At 65.2% G+C, this 19,040-nt stretch carries 14 protein-coding genes and 2 pseudogenes; 1 reads left to right on the top strand and 15 read right to left on the bottom strand.

Features of this window, described 5'->3' with window-relative positions:
* Positions 1-570: 570 nt before the first annotated feature.
* From QP166_RS13270 to QP166_RS13220, 11 genes and pseudogenes are all read right to left on the bottom strand, one after another.
* Positions 571-1,479: a LysR family transcriptional regulator gene (locus QP166_RS13270; RefSeq protein ID WP_333916330.1), complete on the bottom strand. Its 909-nt coding sequence runs from the start codon at positions 1,477-1,479 to the stop codon at positions 571-573.
* 47 nt (positions 1,480-1,526) lie between these two features.
* On the bottom strand, positions 1,527-1,955 hold the full coding sequence (locus QP166_RS13265) for a cupin domain-containing protein (protein ID WP_333917347.1): 429 nt from the start codon (positions 1,953-1,955) through the stop codon (positions 1,527-1,529).
* A gap of 51 nt (positions 1,956-2,006) precedes the next feature.
* Entirely contained in the window at positions 2,007-2,402 is a 396-nt protein-coding gene (locus tag QP166_RS13260) for a (R)-mandelonitrile lyase (RefSeq protein WP_333916329.1), read from the bottom strand.
* Positions 2,403-2,421: 19 nt separating this feature from the next.
* Complete coding sequence (locus QP166_RS13255; RefSeq protein WP_333916328.1) at positions 2,422-3,432, bottom strand: SMP-30/gluconolactonase/LRE family protein; 1,011 nt, start codon at positions 3,430-3,432, stop codon at positions 2,422-2,424.
* Positions 3,429-5,639, bottom strand: coding sequence for an aldehyde oxidoreductase molybdenum-binding subunit PaoC (paoC, locus tag QP166_RS13250; protein ID WP_333916327.1), 2,211 nt, complete (start codon positions 5,637-5,639; stop codon positions 3,429-3,431). The genes QP166_RS13255 and paoC (QP166_RS13250) overlap by 4 nt, the downstream gene beginning before the upstream one ends.
* Entirely contained in the window at positions 5,636-6,244 is a 609-nt protein-coding gene (locus QP166_RS13245) for a cysteine hydrolase (protein ID WP_333916326.1), read from the bottom strand. The genes paoC (QP166_RS13250) and QP166_RS13245 overlap by 4 nt, the downstream gene beginning before the upstream one ends.
* A 113-nt stretch (positions 6,245-6,357) precedes the next feature.
* Complete coding sequence (gene paoC, locus QP166_RS13240) at positions 6,358-8,577, bottom strand: aldehyde oxidoreductase molybdenum-binding subunit PaoC (protein WP_333917346.1); 2,220 nt, start codon at positions 8,575-8,577, stop codon at positions 6,358-6,360.
* Between the two features lie 318 nt (positions 8,578-8,895).
* Positions 8,896-9,540 (bottom strand): annotated as a pseudogene (locus QP166_RS13235) (FAD binding domain-containing protein); the annotation flags it as partial.
* On the bottom strand, positions 9,537-10,175 hold the full coding sequence (paoA, locus tag QP166_RS13230; protein ID WP_192093508.1) for an aldehyde dehydrogenase iron-sulfur subunit PaoA: 639 nt from the start codon (positions 10,173-10,175) through the stop codon (positions 9,537-9,539). The pseudogene QP166_RS13235 and the gene paoA, both read right to left, overlap by 4 nt.
* Before the next feature lie 71 nt (positions 10,176-10,246).
* Complete coding sequence (locus QP166_RS13225; RefSeq protein WP_333916325.1) at positions 10,247-11,281, bottom strand: XdhC family protein; 1,035 nt, start codon at positions 11,279-11,281, stop codon at positions 10,247-10,249.
* Positions 11,278-12,510, bottom strand: a complete 1,233-nt coding sequence (locus QP166_RS13220; RefSeq protein WP_333916324.1) for an MFS transporter — start codon at positions 12,508-12,510, stop codon at positions 11,278-11,280. The genes QP166_RS13225 and QP166_RS13220 overlap by 4 nt, the downstream gene beginning before the upstream one ends.
* 340 nt (positions 12,511-12,850) lie before the next feature.
* Between QP166_RS13220 and QP166_RS13215 the strand changes: the two genes are divergently transcribed.
* On the top strand, positions 12,851-13,552 hold the full coding sequence (locus QP166_RS13215) for an IS6 family transposase (RefSeq protein WP_333916323.1): 702 nt from the start codon (positions 12,851-12,853) through the stop codon (positions 13,550-13,552).
* A gap of 75 nt (positions 13,553-13,627) precedes the next feature.
* On the opposite strand, the gene QP166_RS13210 is transcribed toward QP166_RS13215, so the two are convergent.
* From QP166_RS13210 to QP166_RS13200, 4 genes and pseudogenes are all read right to left on the bottom strand, one after another.
* A complete protein-coding gene (locus QP166_RS13210; RefSeq protein WP_333916322.1) occupies positions 13,628-14,971 on the bottom strand; it encodes an IS1182 family transposase in 1,344 nt (447 codons plus the stop codon).
* Positions 14,972-15,062: 91 nt separating this feature from the next.
* Complete coding sequence (locus QP166_RS19035; protein ID WP_443027253.1) at positions 15,063-15,581, bottom strand: PepSY domain-containing protein; 519 nt, start codon at positions 15,579-15,581, stop codon at positions 15,063-15,065.
* Positions 15,582-15,656: 75 nt separating this feature from the next.
* Positions 15,657-16,204, bottom strand: a pseudogene (locus tag QP166_RS19030) (PepSY domain-containing protein); the annotation flags it as partial.
* The gene (locus tag QP166_RS13200) at positions 16,204-18,888 is read right to left on the bottom strand and encodes a TonB-dependent receptor (RefSeq protein WP_333916320.1); all 2,685 of its coding nucleotides are present in this window, start codon (positions 18,886-18,888) and stop codon (positions 16,204-16,206) included. The gene QP166_RS13200 and the pseudogene QP166_RS19030, both read right to left, overlap by 1 nt.
* Positions 18,889-19,040: the final 152 nt, after the last annotated feature.

Below are 19,040 nucleotides of genomic sequence, written 5' to 3'. Positions count from 1 at the left end.
TTTGCATCGTGTGGAGAGCGGTTCGCATTAGACTGACAGCACCCTTTCCACCGTTCCTTCGAAGCGCCGCTCGCCTGAAGGGAGAGCGGCACAGCCGTTAGGTGAAATTCGAGCGGGAACATGGTCGCACATGTCGTTCCGACGGTTTCCGCGACTTCGGTCATGGCCTCGAATTTGCCAACGGAGCGTGTCACTTGCAACGCTTTGCGATCGCCTCCGCCGCAGACATGAATGAATGACCGAACCTGAAGGCCGGGAACGGTCTGCGAATGTCTGACTGTGAGTCGGAGCAGCCGCAATCTGCCGGTCGGTTTCCGACCCAGTCTCTGCCGTTCAGCTTGACCCGCACTTTCCCAAAACCGGCCTTTCGCTCATCTTGCTCCAGCGGAAACCGGGGTGACCACATTGTCCAGAACGTCACGATTCCGGCTGGCAACTGGGGCCTGATCATGGCCACGTCGAGCGATCCCCGTGTCATCGGACTGACCTTCGCTGCGAGTCAATGACCAACGAGGTCGACGATGATCTGAGGTTTTCCAAGCATTGAGCACCCGGGATGCAAAATGGATCTCAGAGCCCCAAGGGACGAAGCTCGCGCACAAGCTCGATCAATAAGCGAAGGCCGGTCGGCACCTGCCGCCTACTTGAGTAGTAGATGTGGTAACCGGGGCCCATGGAGGCGTGATCTTCAAGTACCAATCGCAATTCCTCGCGGGCGACGTAAGGGGCGAAGGTAGGCTCGATGCCGTACATCAAACCTGCGCCGGCAAGCGCCATTGCAAGCATCGCACGTCCCTCATCGACGATGACTTTGCTGGGCACGCTGAAAGCGACCTCGCCGTCCGCGCTTTCGAACTCCCATCGGTAGATGCGATCATTCCCGAGCCTAACGCCAAGGCAATGATGATGCTGAAGATCGTCGGGAGTTTCAGGCGTGCCGAATTTCTCCAGATAGGCGGGCGATCCTGCCACGACCCAACGCAGATCGGCGGAGAGCCGCTGTGCGATCATGTCCTCTGGAACGGTGCCGCCATGTCGGATGCCGGCATCGTAACCGCCATCGACGACGTCGACCATCTGATCGCGCGCAGCGATGTCGATCTCTATGTCCGGATAACGCTCGGCGAACACCGGCAGCACCGGCGCCAACAGCAGCGCAGCGGCTTCGGCGACCACGTTGAGCCGTACTCGGCCAGTCGGCGCGTCGCGATAGCGGTTCAACCCTTCCACCGCCTGATCGATCTTCCCGAAGGGTTCGGATATCTCGTCCCGCAGTTCTTCTCCCGCTGCGGTCAGCGTGACACTCCGGTTGGTGCGGTTGAGCAAGCGCACCCCGAGACGTGCTTCCAAGCCCTTGAGCGCATGGCTCAGGGCAGAAGCGCTGACGCCGAGTTCCAGACCCGCAAGACGGAAGCTCCGATGCCGTGCGATCGACAGGAAGTAAGTCAGGTCGGCAAGGTTGGATCGAGTATTCGACATTGATGAGTAGCGTGCATCTTAGACGTCGAGCACGCAATCGCTATCGCCTAGCCCGTGGGCCCACGATACTGGCTTGCTGTCACAGGCTCGAGCCAGTCGACCGGCTTACCGTTGATCGTCTCGGTGACCGCTAGGTGGCTCATGCCCTGCCTGTTCGTCGCGCCGTGCCAATGTTTCGTGCCCGGCCGCGCGTGGATCGTATCGCCCTTGCAGATCCGGGTTACCAGGCTGCCATCCTCCTGAACCCAGCCGCAGCCTTCGGTCACGTAGAGGATTTGTCCCGCGGGATGCGTGTGCCAGTTGGTCCGGCCCCCGGCTGGAAGCTCACCAGCGCGGCCCCGGCCTGTCCGGGCGCAATCACCTCGGCCATCATACGGACGCTCACCGTTCCGGTAAAATTCGTGACCGGCCCTGGCCTGGCGGCTGCTTCGCCAGCGCGAACGACGGTTTGCGCATGGGTCGTGGACGCCGTGCAGACGAGTAGGGCGATAGCGTGAAGATGTTTCATGATCCGACTCCGTCTTCGTTCAACGCTGGTATTGTTCGTCGCTAACCGGTTCCAGCCAGTCGACCGGGCGCCCGTCCAGCGACTCTTGGACCGCGATATGGGTCATCGCCGTCGTCGGGGTGGCGCCGTGCCAGTGCTTGTGTCCCGGCGGACACCAGATCACGTCGCCCGCGCGGATTTCGACGACCTTCTCACCCTCGCATTGCGTCCAGCCGCAGCCGGCGGTGACGATCAGCGTTTGGCCGAGCGGGTGGGTATGCCAGTTGGTGCGGGCACCTGGCTCGAACGTCACGGCAGCGCAGCTATGACGCGCAGGCTCGGGCGGACTGTTCAGCGGGTCGATACGGACCGTGCCTGTGAACCAGTTAGCCGGCCCCACTTGCGACGGCTGCGATCCTGCGCGCTTCAGATCCATGTTTCTTCTCCTTGCCGATCTACTGCTCGAAAGAGCGTGCGTGAAAGATGGTCGCGTAACCGCCTGGTTTGCCGTCACTGGCCACGACGACCAGATCGCGGGTGCCGGAGCGGAGCGCCATGCTGGTAGTGTTAAGATTGCGACCGTCATCGCGGCCTGGAAGCAAAATCTGTCCCAGCGGCAGACCGTCTGGCGAGAAGACGAGAACGCGACCTTGCCCGTAAAGCGCGACATAGACGCGGCCAGCCCCGTCGACGCGCATCGAGTCTGGCGCAGGTCCCACGAAATGGTACGCGGTCGTGGCCCCGAACGGCGCGGGCGTGACCGCGTCCTTGAGGTCGATCCGATAAAGCCGCCCCATGGCGAACTCCCCGACCCACAACCGCTTTCCATCCGGACTCAGAGCGAGGACGTTAGCGACCGCGAGATTCCGGACGACCGGGACCGGGGAGGTGCCGCCTGGCGCGACATACCAGACCCCGCCCGCCGGCTCGCCGACCGTGCCACGCGCGTCGGTGAAGTAGAAGCCGCCCTTGGTGTCGAACGCGATGTCGTTGGGGGCAAAACCGCCTGCCTCGGGAACGATCGTCTGCTGCTCGCTGCCGTCTGTGCGCATCGCGATGATCGCGCCGCCCCCTGTGCTGCTCGCCGCCGCGATGAAGACACGGCCATCAGGTGAGAACGCCATGCCGCCGGGCATCAGACTGGCCAGCGTGACTACCGTGGTGAGCCGGTCACGCCCGTCCAGCCGCATCACGCGCTTTCCCTGAACATCGGAGAACAGGAGATCACCGTTGGGAAGAAACACCGGGCCTTCGAGGTCCAGGGTTGCGCCAGGGACGCGGATTGGCCGATCGGCGACGATCGTCGTCAACGCGCGCTCGGCAGGCGGGATGGGAACGGCACTGCCGAGTGCGGGAGCAGTGACCTGAGCCGACGCTCCAGCCGCAATGCCGAGCAACGACAGGACGAGGAGCGCCGAGCGAAGTCGATGCGGCAGGCGCGTGAGCAGCTCGCGGGCGCTTGTCATGTAAGCTCCGGCATCCCCTCAAGGTGCTTCTCCAGAGTGATCGGATATTCACGCACGCGCACGCCAGTCGCGTTGTAGATGGCGTTGGCGATCGCGGGCGCGACCCCGCTCAAGCCAAGTTCGCCGACGCCCTTCGCTTTGACCGGCGACATGGTCGCGTCGACCTCATCGATGAACGCAACGTCGAGATGCGGTACGTCGGCGTGAACCGGCACCTCATACCCCGCGAGGTCGTGATTCACGAACAAGCCAAAGCGCGTGTCTACCGCCATCTCCTCCATCAGCGCAGCACCGATGCCCATCGTCATGCCGCCGATCACCTGGCTGCGTGCGGTCAGAGGATTGAGGATGCGTCCCGCTGCGCACACCGCCAGCATGCGTCGGACGCGGACGACACCCGTGTAGCGATCGACGCCGACCTCCGCGAAGTGCGCGCCGAAGGTCTGCTGGGCATATTGCTTGCTGAGGTCGCCATATTCCATGCTGTCCTCGGCCACCACCTCCCCGCCCTGTGCGGCACGAGCAAGGGGAACTGCGCGACCGCCCGAACGCACCTCGCTGTCAGCGAAGATGACATCGGTCGTGTTGAAGCCGAGCCGCTGCGCCACGGCATCACGCAACGCGGCACAGGCGGCATAGACTCCGGCAGTGACCGACGCAGCGCCCATCTGTCCGCCGGAGCCGGGCGTCTCGGGGAAAGCAGAGTCGCCGAGCTTGGCCACCACGCGGCTCAACGGGACACCCATCATCTCAGCGGCCACCTGCGCCACGATCGTATAGCTACCCGTACCGATGTCGGTCATGTCGGTTTCAACCGTGATGATCCCGTCGCGGCTGAGCCGAGCGCGCGCACCCGCCTTGGCGATCGGGGCGCCGCGGATAGCACTCGCCATGCCGTAACCGATCAGCCACTTGCCGTCCTGCCGACCGGCGGACCGGGTCGGCCGGGCGTTCCAGCCGAACCGCTCGGCGCCGGTGCGCAGACAGTCTACAAAGGCGCGAGTCGAGAAGCGACGTTCAGGCTTCTCCGGATCGACCTGCGTGTCGTTGGAGACGCGGAGCGCCACCGGGTCCATGCCCAGCTTTTCCGCCAACTCGTCCATCGCGATCTCGAGCGCCATCATGCCCGGAGCCTCGCCGGGCGCACGCATCGCATTGCCCTCGGCCAGATCGAGTGTGGTCAGATAGCGGCGAAGTAGCCGGTTCTCGCCACGGTAGAGCAGCCGGGTAGGCAGCGTGGTCGGCTCGGTTCTCCCGCCGCGCAAATTGCCCGACCAGCCATCGTGTCCGATCGCAGTGATGCGGCCGTCGCGGTCCGCGCCGAGCCGGATACGCTGGATCGTTTTCGGCCGATGGATCGTGTTGTTGAACATGATCGGGCGCTGCAGCACGAGCTTGACCGGCCGCCCCGCCGCCCCCGCAGCGAGCGCCGCGAGCGCAAGGTCGCTCTGGGTCGTACCCTTGCCACCGAAACCGCCGCCGATGAACGGCGAGAGCAGGTGGATATTCTCCTTGGGCGTGCCGATGATTTTGCCGAGATCTCGCTTGCCCCAATTCATTTGCTGGATTGATGTCCAACAGGTCAGCTGGTCGCCCTTCCAGCGGGCGATGGTGGCGTGCGGCTCCATCATCGCATGGGCCTGATCGGGCACGGTATAGGTCTGGTCGAGCTTCACTGGCGCGGCGGCGAAGGCCCGATCGAAGTCGCCGACGCGGAGCTCGCTTGGACCGCCGAACGGCTCTTCCGGCGCAATCGGTGCGGTCGGCTTCTGTGCGGCAAGGTCGAACGCGCCTTTGCTGCGCGCATAGTCCACGCGGATCAGGGCGGCAGCAGCCCGCGCCTGTTCGAACGTGTCCGCCACCACTACGGCGACTGCCTGATGATAATGATCCACTTCCGGTCCGGCGAGCACGCGCTGGACATAGAAGTCACCGACACCGAGCGTTCCCGCCGTTTCGTAGGTGACGATCGTGCGGACGCCCGGCGCGGCGCGCGCGATCGACAGGTCGAGGCGCGAAATCCGACCTTTCGCGATCGCGGCACCGAGAATGTAGCCGTAGGCAAGGTCGTCGCCGACGTCATGGTATTCGGCCGCGTAGGTGGCGGTGCCGGTGGTCTTGAGCCGACCCTCGACCCGCGGATGGGGCCGGCCGACGACGGCTTGGCGATCGATCGGGGTGGTGCCCGCCGGTGTGTCGAACTTCATGCCGCTGGCTCCAGCTTGGCAAGGAAGTCATCGTGGGTCATCGGCAGCGAGAACATCGGGAAGTTCTTGGTGACGGCCGCGTCCTGCTCTTCCGGACTGAGCGTCGCGGTACAGTCGCTCAGCGTGACCACGCGGAAGCCGCGCTCGTAGGCGGAGCGCATGGTCGACTCAACGCAGCAATTGGTGAAGAAGCCGGCAATGGCCAGATCGGTGATGCCGCGTTGGCGCAGGATGAAGTCGATGTTAGTGCTCGCAAAGCAGTCAAGCCCGCGCTTGCCCTCGATGATGATGTCACCTGTCTGAGGAGCCATCACCTCGGCAATCTCGGCACCCCAGCTTTCTTTCCGGAACGCCTTTGCGGCCACGATCCCGGCCAAGATGCCGTAGGGATCGGAGGGAATCTCGGGATAGCCATCGGCAAAGCTGATCGGGGCGTGCATCGCCGTCACCCCGAGCGCTCGTGCCTGTTCGACCACCGTCCGGCTGTGCGCGAGCATCCCGGTTTCGGCCATGACCGCCTGCACTGCCTCATGCTGTGCACCGCCCTCGCTTACGAAGTCGTTCTGGTATTCGATCAGCAACAGGGCCGTCGTGTTCGGATGCATCGCGCTTCTCCGTCGGCGGCTCGAACCGTGAGGGCGAGCCTAGTCGTTCCCTTCCGCCGGGCGACGGAAGGGGCTGCATTTCTGATGTCCGACCTTTGGTCGGCGACGATCGATCAAGCGATCGCCGGCAGGCGTTCCAAGTGCTTGTCGAGGGTCAGCGGATAGTCCCGAATGCGCACGCCGGTGGCATTGTAGACGGCGTTCGCCACTGCGCCGCCCACGCCGCAAAGCCCGAGTTCGCCGACACCCTTGGCCTTCATAGGGTTGGCCTTGTCGTCGGCCTCGTCGAGGAACACGACCTCTTGGTGAGGAATGTCGGCGTGCACCGGCACTTCATATCCGGCGAGATCGTGGTTGATGAAGAGACCGAACCGCTTGTCGACCTCCAGCGCCTCCATCAGCGCCGAGCCCACGCCCATGGTCATCGCGCCGATCATCTGGCTGCGCGCCGACTTGGGATTGATGATACGGCCAGCGGCACAGACCGCGAGCATCCGGCGCACGCGGGTGGCACCTGTATAGGCATCGACACCGACTTCGACGAAGTGCGATCCGAAGGTGGATATCTGGTAGGACTTGTCGAGTTTATCGAACTCGATCTTGTCCTCGGCCACTAGCTCGCCGGCAGACGCCGCCTGACGCAGGTCGGCGGTGCGGTTGCCGCTCCGGACCTTGCCACCTTCGAACACCGCGTCGACCGAGTTGACGCCGAGCCGCTGGGCAACCTGCTCGCGCAGCTTCACGCACGCTGCATAGACACCCGCGGTCGAATTTGCCGCACCGAACTGGCCGCCCGAACCCGCGGACACCGGGTATGCCGAGCTCCCGAGCTTTACGACGACGGCTTCGGCCGGCACGCCCATCATCTCGGCCGCAGTCTGCGCCAGGATGGTGTAGCTGCCGGTGCCGATGTCGGTCATGTCGGTCTCGACCGTCACGACACCGTCGCGGCGCAGCCGGACACGGGCACCCGAGGGCATGTTCATGTGGTTGCGAAACGAGGATGCGACCCCCATTCCCACTAGCCACCGGCCATCGCGCACCTGACCGGGCTTGGGGTTGCGCTTCGACCAGCCAAAGCGCTGTGCCCCTTCCTCAAGGCAACGGACGAGCTGGCGCTGTGAGAAGTGGCGCTTCGGGTCCTTGGGATCGACCTGCGTGTCGTTCTTCACGCGAAAGGCGATCGGATCCATGCCGAGCTGCTCGGCCATCTCATCCATCGCGATCTCAAGCGCCATCATGCCCGGCGCCTCACCCGGTGCACGCATGGCATTGCCCTCGGGCAGATCCATGACCGCAAGCCGCAGCGACGTGAGCCGATTGGCGCCCGCGTACAGCAATTCGGTCTGGTTCACTGCCGTTTCGGGGCCGCCGCCGGGCAGATCGCCCGAGCCGCTCTCGTGCGCGATCGCCGTGATCGTGCCGTCGCGCGTCGTGCCGATGCGGATGCGCTGGCGGGTGGCAGGGCGATGCGTCGTGTTGTTGGCGATGAGGGGGCGTTGCAACGCCAGCTTGACCGGGCGCTTGGCTGCACGCGCGCCAAGCGCCGCCAGCACTGCGTCGGTGCGCAGGAACAGTTTGCCGCCAAAACCACCACCGACGTATGGCGACATGAAGGTGATCTTCTCCTTGGGGATGCCAAGGGTCGTCGCGAGATCCGTACGGCCCCAGTCGATCATCTGGTTCGACGTCCACACCGTCAGCGCATCACCGGTCCAGGACGCGATCGAGGCGAACGGCTCCATCATCGCGTGGCTGTGATCGGGCGTGGTGTAGCGTTGATCGAGCTTCACCGGGGCAGCGGCGAATGCAGCCTCGAACTTGCCCACTCGGTGCTCGGGCGGAGACTCGCTCCCTTCGCCGCTGTTGCCGCCGTGCAGCGGCGCGGTCTTGATCTCCTGGTCGAGATCGAACCGCCCGGTGGCGCGCTGATAGTCTACACGGATCAACCCCGCCGCGGCGCGCGCCTGCTCGAAGGTCTCCGCCACGACGACTGCGACGGCCTGGTGATAATGATCGACCGCGGGACCGGCGAACAGCTTGGCGGTGTTGTACTTGCCCTTGCCCAACTTGCCGGCGTCGGCTGCAGTGACAATGGCAAGCACTCCGGGAGCGGCTCGCGCCTCATTGAGGCTCATCGAACGAATACGGCCCTTGGCGATGGCCGAGCCGACCACGTAGCCATAAGCCGCGTTCGGAACCTCGCGGTAGAACTCGTACGCGTAGGGTGCCTGGCCGGTCGTCTTGAGCGGCCCGTCGATGCGGTCGTGGGCACGCCCCACGACCTTCATGCGGTCGATCGGATTGGTCGTCGCGGGGGTGTCGAACTTCATGGGATCAGGCCCCTTCTGGTCGGCGGCTTGCGCGATCACGGAAGCCAACGCGCGAGTGGCGAGCGGCAGCTTGAACTTGTTGTCCTCGGTCGGCGTCGCGCCCTGGAAGGCGCGGGCAGTTACCGCAGCGGCACCGCGCGGCAGCAGCGCCTCTGCAGCCTCGACGCGCCACGGCTTGGGCGCGACCCCGCCGAACGCGACCCGGCCGGTGCCATCAGGTTGGATCACCGCGGCAACGGAAACGAGTGCGTAGGCGTACGACGCGCGGTCGCGCACCTTTTCGTAGAGGTGCTTGCCGCCGAGCGGACGCGGCAGCGTCACGGCGGTGATAAGCTCGCCGGCGCGCAGGTTGGTGTCGATCTCCGGGCGATCACCCCAGAGCCGGTGAAAGTCAGCGATCGGGATCGATCGCTGCTGACCGTTTGCGTCTACCGTCTCGATCACCGCGTCCAGCACGCGCATCGCTACCGCCATATCGCCCGGGAAGGTCGCGATGCACTTATCGGACACGCCGATCACGCCGAGTTGGCGGGACACACCGCCGATCGCCGAGCACCCTGAGCCTGGCTTGCGCTTGTTGCACGCCATGTTGGTGTCGTAGAAATACGGGCAGCGGGTGCGCTGGAGCAGGTTGCCCGCCGTGGACGCCTTGTTGCGGAGCTGACCGGACGCGCCCGCCACGATCGCGCGCGTGAGCACGCCGTAATCGCGCCGCACCCGCTCGTCCGCGGCGAGGTTGGTGTTGGTCACCAACGCGCCGATGCGCAGACCACCGTCGCGGGTCTTCTCGATCTTGTCGAAGCCGAGATCCTGAACATCGATCAGATGGCTCGGAGTCTCGACCTCAATCTTCATCAGATCGAGCAGGTTTGTGCCACCGGCGATGAACCGGGCGCCCGGCCGAGCCGCCGCGCGCGCTGCGGCAACAGGATCCTTGGCGCGCTCATAGGTGAAGGCCTTCATGCCTTAGCTCCTGCGACTTCGGCCATTGCCTCGGCGATGTTGGAATAAGCGCCGCAGCGGCAGATGTTGCCGCTCATGCGCTCGCGCATCTCGACGTTGGTCGCCTGCGGACGATCGGTCAGGTCGGCCTGCACATGGCTCGGCACCCCGCGCTTGATCTCGTCGAGCACGGCGACCGCCGAACATATCTGGCCGGGCGTGCAATAGCCGCACTGGTAGCCGTCATGCTTTACGAACGCCGCCTGCATGGGATGCAGCTTCTCGGGCGTGCCCAGGCCTTCGATGGTCGTGATCTTGTCACCCTCGTGCATCACGGCGAGGCTGAGGCAGGAATTGATGCGCACACCGTCGACCATCACCGTGCAGGCACCGCACTGGCCGTGATCGCAGCCCTTCTTCGATCCGGTCAGGTGCAGATGCTCGCGCAGCGCATCAAGCAGGGTAGTGCGCGGATCGAGCTTCAGCTCGCGCCTGGAGCCGTTGACCTCGAACGATACAGGTAGCGAAGCCGGGGCGGGAGAGGGAGGCAGTGGTGCTGCCTCAGCAGGGATCGGCGACGCAACGATGGCGGCCGTCGCGGCGCTTCCGGCAAGCAGTCCCCGACGGGACAGTTCAATTTCCGATATGCCGGCCATGGACCGCGTTTCCTCTTCTTCCGACTGCGTCTCGGTGAGCTTGAATTTGGGTAGCGACGTTGCCGCTTGTCCTAATGTAACGCTTTCAAGTGCAGGACGCCCCTCGCACTTTGCTCATCGAAGCGGTGAGCAGCGTTCAACACCGACTCAAGTGGCCTTTCGGCTACTTTCCCCTCGAGTACTTCTTCGTAAACCTGAACGACTTGAGCCAGGATCGAAACGGCGAGCGTTTGCGGGTCCCGAGTGGCGGCAATGATCCCGACCGGCCCAACGACGCGGTCGATGGCGAGCGGGTCCGCGCCAGCCGCCAACAAACGATTTCGCCGCTCGGTGTGGGTTTGCCTGCTGCCCATCGCACCGATGAACAGCGGTTGCTGCTCGAGTGCCTGCAGCAGCAAGTCGGTCTCCCAGTCGTGATCATGGAATAAGGTAACGACCGCGGACCATGGGTCGAGCAAGAAGCTGTCCGCAGGCCCGACGATCCGCAGAAGGTGGGCCGGCCTGCCTCTCGCGTGCGCCTCGTCGACGAGCGAGGATTGCGGACTGAATAGCAGCGTCTCCGCGCCATAGGCTTCTGCCATCTGCAGAAGGGCGCCCGGTTCCGCGCCATGCCCGAGGACGATGAGGCGCAGTTGCGGATCGTGCCGCGCGATGAAGTCGTGCCCAGACCAACCCGTTCGATCCGTTTCCGCAGCTTCGGAGGCGGCGAATGTGCCGCTACGTGAAAGTCGCAGCTTCAGCGGTCGGCGCCGCTCCAGAATGTCCAGCGCCAGGTCGATCTGCGAGCGGTTGGGATCGGGCAGGAACAGAAGGTCGATGCCGCCTCCGCACGGAAGCCGAATGTCGATGTAAGGCGATCCTGCGCCATAGCGGACGTGCCGCGGCTGTCCCGCCGCCAGCACCTCTTGCGCTTCGGCGATAACCGCGGCCTCGACGCATCCACCAGAAAACGATCCTATTACGGCTCCGCTTTCGGCAACCGCCATGTGCTCGCCCGGCGCGCGGGTCGCGCTGCCGGTGACGTCGGTAAGAGTCACCAGCACGGCGCGTTCTCCCCGGTGCGCGCAGTCGCGCATGAAATGGAGGATGGAACGCGCCTGCTTCACGCGGTCGCAGTCCCTCGCGTAGCCGGAGCGCGGCTGTGCATGCGTGCCACCGCGAAGGCGGCCAGCGCTGCGAGGGCGAGGAGCGCACCGCTGGTGAGGAACTCGGGGACAGCGCCGGCAGTGTCGAACACGATGCCGCCGATTGTGGCCCCGAGGGTGATTGCAAGCTGGACGATCGCCACCATCAAACCGCCGCCGGCTTCCGCTTCGTCGGGAGCGGTGCGCGCGAGCCAGGTCCACCAGGCCACCGGTGCCGCCGTTCCGGCAAAGCCCCATACCGCGAGCAGCGCGGCGGTTGCGATCGTCGATCCGCCGAACAGTGTCAGGGCCACCGCTACGGCAGCCATGGCGGCCGGCAGCACGCCAAGGGTCACGTAGAGCCTATGCTCGAGGACGCGGCCAATCAGCAGCGTGCCGATGAAGCCGGAGACACCGACGATCAGGAGCATGATAGACAGCATCGACACGCTGACGTGCGTGACCTGCTCCAGGAAGGGGCGCAGGTAGGTGAACAGCGAGAACTGCCCCACGAACAGCAGCGCAACCGTGCCGAGCCCGAATAGGACCGGCGGGCGGCGCAGCAGCGCGGCCATGCCGTTGCCGCCCTGTCGCGCGACAGCAGGCAGCTTGGGAAGGGCGAGAGCCTGCCAGATCACTGCGGCGGCCGCGACCGGCACAACGCAGAAGAAGGCGCCGCGCCAGCCGATAAGACTACCCATGAAGCTGCCGAGAGGGGCAGCAAGCACGGTAGCAAGAGCGTTGCCGCCGTTGATGACCGCCAAGGCCTTGGGAACGGAGGCGTCCGGCACCAGCCGCATCGCGATGGCCGCGGACATCGACCAGAAGCCGCCGATGGCGATGCCGAGCAGAGCTCGGCCACCCATGAAGATCAGGTAGCTCGGCGCGAACGCGACGATGACACCAGACACGATCAGCAGCCCGGTCAGCAGGAGCAGGACCAGTCGCCGGTCCAGATCGCCGAGGATGAAGGAGAGCGAAAGGCTCGTCACCACGGCGAACACGCCGGAGATGGCGATAGCCTGGCCCGCCTGTCCCTCGGTGAGCTGAAGCGTATGAGCGATCGGGCTCAACAGGCTGACGGGCATGAACTCGGATGCTACGAGCACGAAGCTGCACAGCGCCATCGCATAGACAGCACCCCAATGGGCCGGTTGATCGATTGCGCCGCGCTGGGCGCCGGTCGCCGCGGGAGCGGCCAAGCCTGTCATGATGGCTTCTCCTTATAGTGGTTCGAAGCGCCCGGATCGAAGCGAGGCCAGGGGAGGAACGTCGCAGTCGTCCGGGCACACGCGGCATCACCGGGTTCGGGGAAGCGGTGAGCTGCGTACGAGTCTAAACTAAGGGGCGGGGGAACAGCCCACAACGCCGGGCGAGGTTGATGGAGCAGTGAACGCGCTTCATCGTTGCGCTACGATATTGGGGTATTCGCGACCCGGTAGCGAAGCCAGACGATACCATTGTCCAACACTTCGTGGGGCTCCGTCAAACCAATGTGGCAGGCGGGGCAGGGACTGATAATGGTCACGGATGTGCCGGAAATCGAGAGCGTTGCCGCCCAGCCCGTTTCGCCGTTTCAACTCGTCGCCCGAGGTGATCCGGCTGGTGGTGCTGATGTACGTTCGCTTTCCGCTGTCGCTGCGCAACGTGGAGGATCTGCTGTTCGAACGCGGCATCGACATTTGTCACGAGACGGTGCGGCTGTGGTGGAACAGGTTTGGTCCGCTGTTCGCCGGGGACATCCGCCGGCAGCGAGTCAGCCGCATGCGAGGTTTTCGTCATTGGCGGTGGCACCTCGACGAGATGTACGTGAAGCTGAACGGTGAGATGGTCTACCTGTGGCGGGCGGTGGATCACGAGGGCGAGGTACTGGAAAGCTACGTCACCAAGACCCGTGACAAGGGCGCAGCGCTCGCTTTCATAAAGAAGGCGCTGAAGCGGCACGGCTCGCCGGACGCGATCACCACCGATGGTCTGCGCAGCTACGGTGCTGCCATGGACGAACTGGGCTGCCGGGATCGTCAGGAGATCGGCCGCTGGGCTAACAACCGGGTGGAAAACAGCCATTTGCCGTTCCGACGACGAGAGCGGGCGATGCAGCGTTTCCGGCAGATGAAGACGCTACAGAAGTTCGCATCCGTCCACGCCAACGTCCACAACCACTTCAGCCTGGAACGCCACCTCATCGATCGACAGACCTACCGGGAACGACGCTCCGCCGCTCTGGCGGAGTGGCAGGTGCTCGCCAGCTAAGCCGACGCGCTCAAAGATCGACGTGCATCACGTGGAGAGCGGTTCGCGTTAGACTGACAGCACCTGCGCCACGTATCAGGCCGGCGCGGCCTGCCGGGCCAGCAGCTGAAGGTTGTATGCCGCGGCAGCCATGGTGAACTCTTCGGCTGCTCCGGCGAGGCCCCGCAGCTTGAGCGTTCGTAGCCCCAGGTTACGTTTCAGGTGGCCGAACACGCGCTCGATCCGCTGTCTTCGACGGCGCGCGTGCACATAAGCGTCGGTGCCGGCAAGGGCGCGCACGGTATCGCGGGCATCCTCGCTGACGAGGCGGGTGATGCTGCGTTTCCGGCTGACGGTGCATCGGGGCTTCAATTCGCAGCCAGCGCAATCGGCGACATGGCTTCGATATACGCGAACCTGGCTTGCGCGTTTGGTCCCGCAATAGCCGAGCGGCTTGTCCGCTGGGCAGCGATAGGCATCGGCCTCGCGATCGTAGCGAAAGGCATCCCGGGTCAAGAAGGCGCCGCGCTGGCGGCTACGATCGATGACCGGGATGTATGGCGTAATGTTCCGGTCGATCAGCCAGCCGAGCAGCCGACCGCTACCATACGCCTTATCGGCTGAGAGACTGGCGGGTTCGATGCCCAGCCTGGTGCCAGCGCGTGACACCAGCGTCCGGGTCGCCGCCACCTCGGCTGCGAAGCGGGCGGGCGTTGCCTCCACGTCGAGGATGCAGTCGGTGTCGAGGTCGAGTAGGGGGTTAATGGCGTATGCGTAGCGCGCTGGTCCGTGCTTGCAGGTGAGCGCCGCCTGCGGGTCGGTCGGCGAGATGCTGGTCGGATCGACCGGCGCTGGTTCGTCGGGGTCCGGCGGCAACGCGGCATCGAGCGCCGCCAGATATTCGGCGACGAGTCGCGATATGCTTTCTCCGGCACGAAGCTCGTCTGCCGCGTCGGCCCCCTTCAGCTTCTTCTCGCGGCTGGCGTCGGCCATGATCGTGCTGCCGTCCACCGCCAGGTCGCGCCCCGTTACCAGCCCGGCCGCGGCGCACCGCGCGACTACCTGCTCGAATAGCAGACGATGTAGGTCGCAGGCGCGGAAGCGGCCGTGCCGGTTCTTGGAGAAGGTGGAATGGTCGGGCACTCGGTCGCCCAGATCGAGCCGGCAGAACCAACGATAGGCGAGGTTGAGGTGCACCTCCTCGCACAGGCGGCGTTCCGAGCGGATGCCGAACAGATAGCCAACCAGCAGCATCCTGAGCATCAGCTCCGGGTCGATCGAGGGGCGCCCACTCGCGCTGTAGCTCGATGCCAGCGCCTCGCGCACGAAGCCGAAGTCCAACACGCCGTCGATGCGTCGGAGCAGGTGGTCGACCGGCACATGCTCATCGAGCCGGAAACCATAGAACAGCGCACCCTGCGCCACCTGCCGACCCATCATGTCCGTGATCCCCCTACCTTGCAGGAGTGAATCACGCCCTCGTCACCGTCGCAAGCAGCCGTTTTTCAACAACCTCGCTCGGTTGTGACATCTATGCCGACGGCGGTCCGGCAGAGCGAGAGGCCTTCATACGGCGTAGCCAATGAAGGATGCCGGTTGCGAAAAGCAGCGCGGGAACGAGGCCCAGCAACAGCGCCAGAATGCGCGTCGCCAAGCCTCCGACTGTCCCGTCATGCAGCGTGCGAACCCAGCTCACCACGGTCGTTCCGGTGCTGGCGTGGCGGACATCATGCACCGCCAGCACCTGTTCCGAGAACCGATCAATGAAGACGTAGCTCCCCGGGAAGCGCTGATGCGGATCACCGGGCACCTGTAGCCGGACCCGGATCGGCGCATCCTGTGCGCTTGGCATATCAACGAAGACGATCCGACCCTCAGGCAGAATCCGGCGCGCTGCCGCGAACGCCTGAACGATGCTGACCTGACCGCCCCTGTCGTCGGAGGACATTGGGGCTGGTACAGCCGTTGGCTGCAAAGGGCCTGCGTGACGGCAGGCAGCGCCAGCAGCACGCCGGTCGCGACCAGCACGAAGAGGAGCGCCATGCTCCACAGGCCGGACAGCTTGTGCAGGTCGCGCAGCCTGCGGATCGGCACCGTGTTGCGCTTGAAGGCGACGGCCTTGCGCCAGCTTCCACGCGGCCACCACGCCACGATGCCGCTGAGCAATATCAGCAGCATCGCCACGCCTGACCAGCCCACCACCTGACCGCCGAGGTCGCCGGCGAGCAGCGCCATGTGCAGCTGGTAGAGCCAGCTCATCAGATAGCCGCCCCAAGGCTCGGCGCGGACAATCCGGGTACCGTCCGGCGAGAACCAGACCATCATCCGATCGGCGTGATGGCCGTGCCCGGACGACGGGTAGAAGCGCGCCGGGATAGCGCCGCCCTCGTCCGTCACCTCGATGGTCCATTTGCCGGCGGGATCCTGCCAGCGGGCGCGTCCGGTCGCCAGCGCGCGATCCCAGACGGGCGACGCAAGGCCGGGCGCGTGATCATTCCGCCCGGCCTCGACCAAGGGATGAAGGGCGGCGTCGATGCCGGTGTAGAACACCAGCGCCGACCCGGTGAGGCCCAGCACTGCGAACAGCAGCCCCAGGCTCAACCCCAGCCAGAGATGGACGCGGCGCACGAGGATGCGCGCGCGCGATGCTGCCGATCGGCGGTGCGCGGTCATCAGAACCGCGTCGCCAGTGCGACCTCGAACGATCGCGGCGCGCCGATATAGACGTTGGTGGTCGGGTAGCCGGAGTATTCGCCGTAGAAGGCGTCGGTCAAATTCCGGCCGCGCAGCGTCAGGGTCGCCTGGCGGCTGACGGGCACCGACAGGCTGGCATCCAGCACGGTATGTCCTGCGACCCGGATGGTGTTGGCGGTCTCGGTGTAGAAGGCACTGGCGTGCCGCAGGAAGCCGCCCGCCGTCACCTTGTCGGCGATGGTGTAAAGCGCTGAGGCGTTGACCGTGGTTGAGGGGACGTTGATCGGGCGGTTGCCGCTCCGATCGATCCGCACGCCTCCAACCAGCTCCGACAGCTCGTCATATTGCGCGTCGGTATAGGATACGCCGCCCGACAGGCGCAGCGCCTTCACCGGAGAGACGACCGCGGACAGTTCGACGCCTTGCGAGGATTGCCGCCCGCCCTGGACGGCCAGTGCGGGATTGGCCGGATCGCGCGTCAGGATGTCCTTCTGTTCGATCCGGTAAGCCGCACCGGTGACGCTCGCCCGGCCGCCCCATGCACTCGCCTTGAACCCGGCTTCGTACGCGCGGCCTTTGGTCAGCCGGAACCGGCTGTTGGCGATTGAGGCCAGCAGGATCGAGGACACAGGCGATACCGCGGTTGTATATTGCGCGTAGAGCGTCAGGCCCGGCGTCACGTCCCATGTCGTCCCCGCCCGCCACGACACAGGATCGAAGGTCGGGCTGTTGCGATCGACCGCGCCGCCCACGTTCTGGATCGTCGCGCGGTCCAGATCCATGTGGTCCCAGCGCACTCCGCCGACCAGCAGCCATTTGGGCGTCAGGTTCAGCGCATCCTCCGCGAACACGGAGGTTTGCTTCAGTTTGGAATCGAACGTGACGTTGCCGGCGGTGAAGATCGCCGTGCCAGTAGGCACCGGCACGACGGCCGGGCTGCGCACGTCTACCGCCGGGAGGGCCGAGGTGGGGGCCGTTTGGCGCAGGCTGACGAAATCGGTATCGTTGTGTTCGACGCCAAGGCTGAAGCGGTTGCGCAGGCCCGCGATCGATTGATCGTTGCCGATCACCCCGCGCGCATTCCAGAACTGATGATCGTGCCGGAAATCCTGATAGGTCTGCCGGAAGCTGCCGTTCGGGAACGCTGCGGTGGGCGCGACGAAGGTCTGGCTGTCGGCGAGCAGAAACGCGCGCTTCGCGGTGTAACCGGTCAGGTCGAGCGCGAAGCTCCACCCGCTGCCGATCGACCAGTCGAGCCGCGAGCGCACCGTCGTCTCGTCGGCACTGGAATAGGCTCCTTGGGGATTGTAGTTGCGGCGACGCAGCGCGCGATCGGCGACAAGGCCGTTCGCGCTCGTCACGGCATCGGTAGGGCGCAGCGCATATTGCCCCGGGATCAGGGGTAGACCCTGATAGGTGGCGTCGTAGCGATCCTCAAAGTGATCGACCGCGACGAGCAGCGAGAGCCGATCGATCGGCTTCCATAGCGCGCTGGCGGTCAGCCCGGCCGAGAAGGTGTCGTTGTTATCGACGTCGTAGAGGCTGTCCGATCGCTGGTAGCTGGCATCCGCCCGCACCGCGATCGTGGACGATACCGGCAGGTTGACCCCACCCGCCGCGAACACCGTGTCGAAGCTCCCGACCGACAGCAGTGTGTCGAGGTGGCGTTCGCCCAGCACCGGCTTGCGCGTCACCTTGTTGATGACGCCGGCCAGTGCGCCCTCGCCGTAGAGAACCGAGGCCGATCCCTTCAGCACCTCGACCCGATCATAGTGCCAGTTGTTGCTGTCGCGCTGGACGACCGTCGAGGTGGATATGCGCACCCCGTCCTGCAGGATCGAGACGGTGTTGCCGGCGAAGCCGCGCAAGGAGACGACGGCCGGGTTGCCCGGCACGTTGCCGGCGATCGCCCCCACCACGTCATTGAACGTCTCGCGCGCGGTGCGCAGGCCGCGGACCTGGAGATCGTCCTGCGTCAGCACCTCGACGCTCGCCGGCGTCTCGCGGATCGACAGCCCGAGCCGGCTGCTCGCCTGCGCCTGATTGTCCAGCTTCAGCTGGTCGCGCTGGCCAGTGACGACGATTGCCGCATCGGTGCGGCTGTCAGGGGTGTCGTGGGTTTGCGCCACAGCCGGGACAGCTAGCAGCAGGCATGGGGCAGCCGCGCCCACCAGAAAATGTGTTCGAAGCATGGGAATACCTTTGACCGGCTCGACGCTGAGGCGCGGGCCGCGGTTCATGATCGCGCCGGATGAAGCGGCGTGGAATGACGGGTCAGAGGTAGGCTGGTGGTCCCCGCAGGGGGGCCGTAGATAAGCCGGACCTAAGGGGGTCGGCGGGATGGTGGCGATCAGGCCGAGGGCCAGGATGAAGGCGATCAGAGCTGCGAGCTGGACGGGATCGATCGACCTAAGCATCGCGGCCGACAGACCAGCGAAGGCGCAAGGCATCTCCGCCTTGCCGTGATCCTTCGATTTGCCGTGGTCAGGCATGTCTCCGTGCATGCCCGGCATTTCCATCGTCATCGTGCGCGCCGCGGTGCCCGAACAGATGGTGATAGTGATGTGGCCATGATCGCTGTCGATCATGTAGCCGGCGGGAACCAGCAGCTTCAGCAGCAGCGTCGCCGCCCAGATCAGCACGGCGAGATGGCGTTGCGCCATGAGATGCCGGAAGGCGTGCACGGAAGGCGACCTACCGTCGCCAGCAGGCTATGTCACTTGGACATTCCGCCTTAGCTTTATCAGGTGTCACGACCGTCCCATCGTGATGTCACGCGTCATTGCCGTTGCCGCCAGACTACGGTGCTGGATGC

Origin of the sequence: Sphingomonas sp. LR60, assembly GCF_036855935.1 — a bacterium.
GTDB lineage: Bacteria > Pseudomonadota > Alphaproteobacteria > Sphingomonadales > Sphingomonadaceae > Sphingomonas.
This window is presented reverse-complemented; position numbering and strand designations above follow the sequence as displayed.

What these genes read in the sequence shown, in the direction of transcription:
- QP166_RS13270 (WP_333916330.1), bottom strand. Translation starts at nt 1,479, where the DNA reads ATGTCGAATACTCGATCCAACCTTGCCGACCTGACTTACTTCCTGTCG.
- QP166_RS13260 (WP_333916329.1), bottom strand. Translation starts at nt 2,402, where the DNA reads ATGGATCTGAAGCGCGCAGGATCGCAGCCGTCGCAAGTGGGGCCGGCT.
- QP166_RS13255 (WP_333916328.1), bottom strand. Translation starts at nt 3,432, where the DNA reads ATGACAAGCGCCCGCGAGCTGCTCACGCGCCTGCCGCATCGACTTCGC.
- paoC (WP_333916327.1), bottom strand. Translation starts at nt 5,639, where the DNA reads ATGAAGTTCGACACACCGGCGGGCACCACCCCGATCGATCGCCAAGCC.
- QP166_RS13245 (WP_333916326.1), bottom strand. Translation starts at nt 6,244, where the DNA reads ATGCATCCGAACACGACGGCCCTGTTGCTGATCGAATACCAGAACGAC.
- paoC (WP_333917346.1), bottom strand. Translation starts at nt 8,577, where the DNA reads ATGAAGTTCGACACCCCCGCGACGACCAATCCGATCGACCGCATGAAG.
- paoA (WP_192093508.1), bottom strand. Translation starts at nt 10,175, where the DNA reads ATGGCCGGCATATCGGAAATTGAACTGTCCCGTCGGGGACTGCTTGCC.
- QP166_RS13220 (WP_333916324.1), bottom strand. Translation starts at nt 12,510, where the DNA reads ATGACAGGCTTGGCCGCTCCCGCGGCGACCGGCGCCCAGCGCGGCGCA.
- QP166_RS13210 (WP_333916322.1), bottom strand. Translation starts at nt 14,971, where the DNA reads ATGATGGGTCGGCAGGTGGCGCAGGGTGCGCTGTTCTATGGTTTCCGG.
- QP166_RS13200 (WP_333916320.1), bottom strand. Translation starts at nt 18,888, where the DNA reads ATGGCGCAACGCCATCTCGCCGTGCTGATCTGGGCGGCGACGCTGCTG.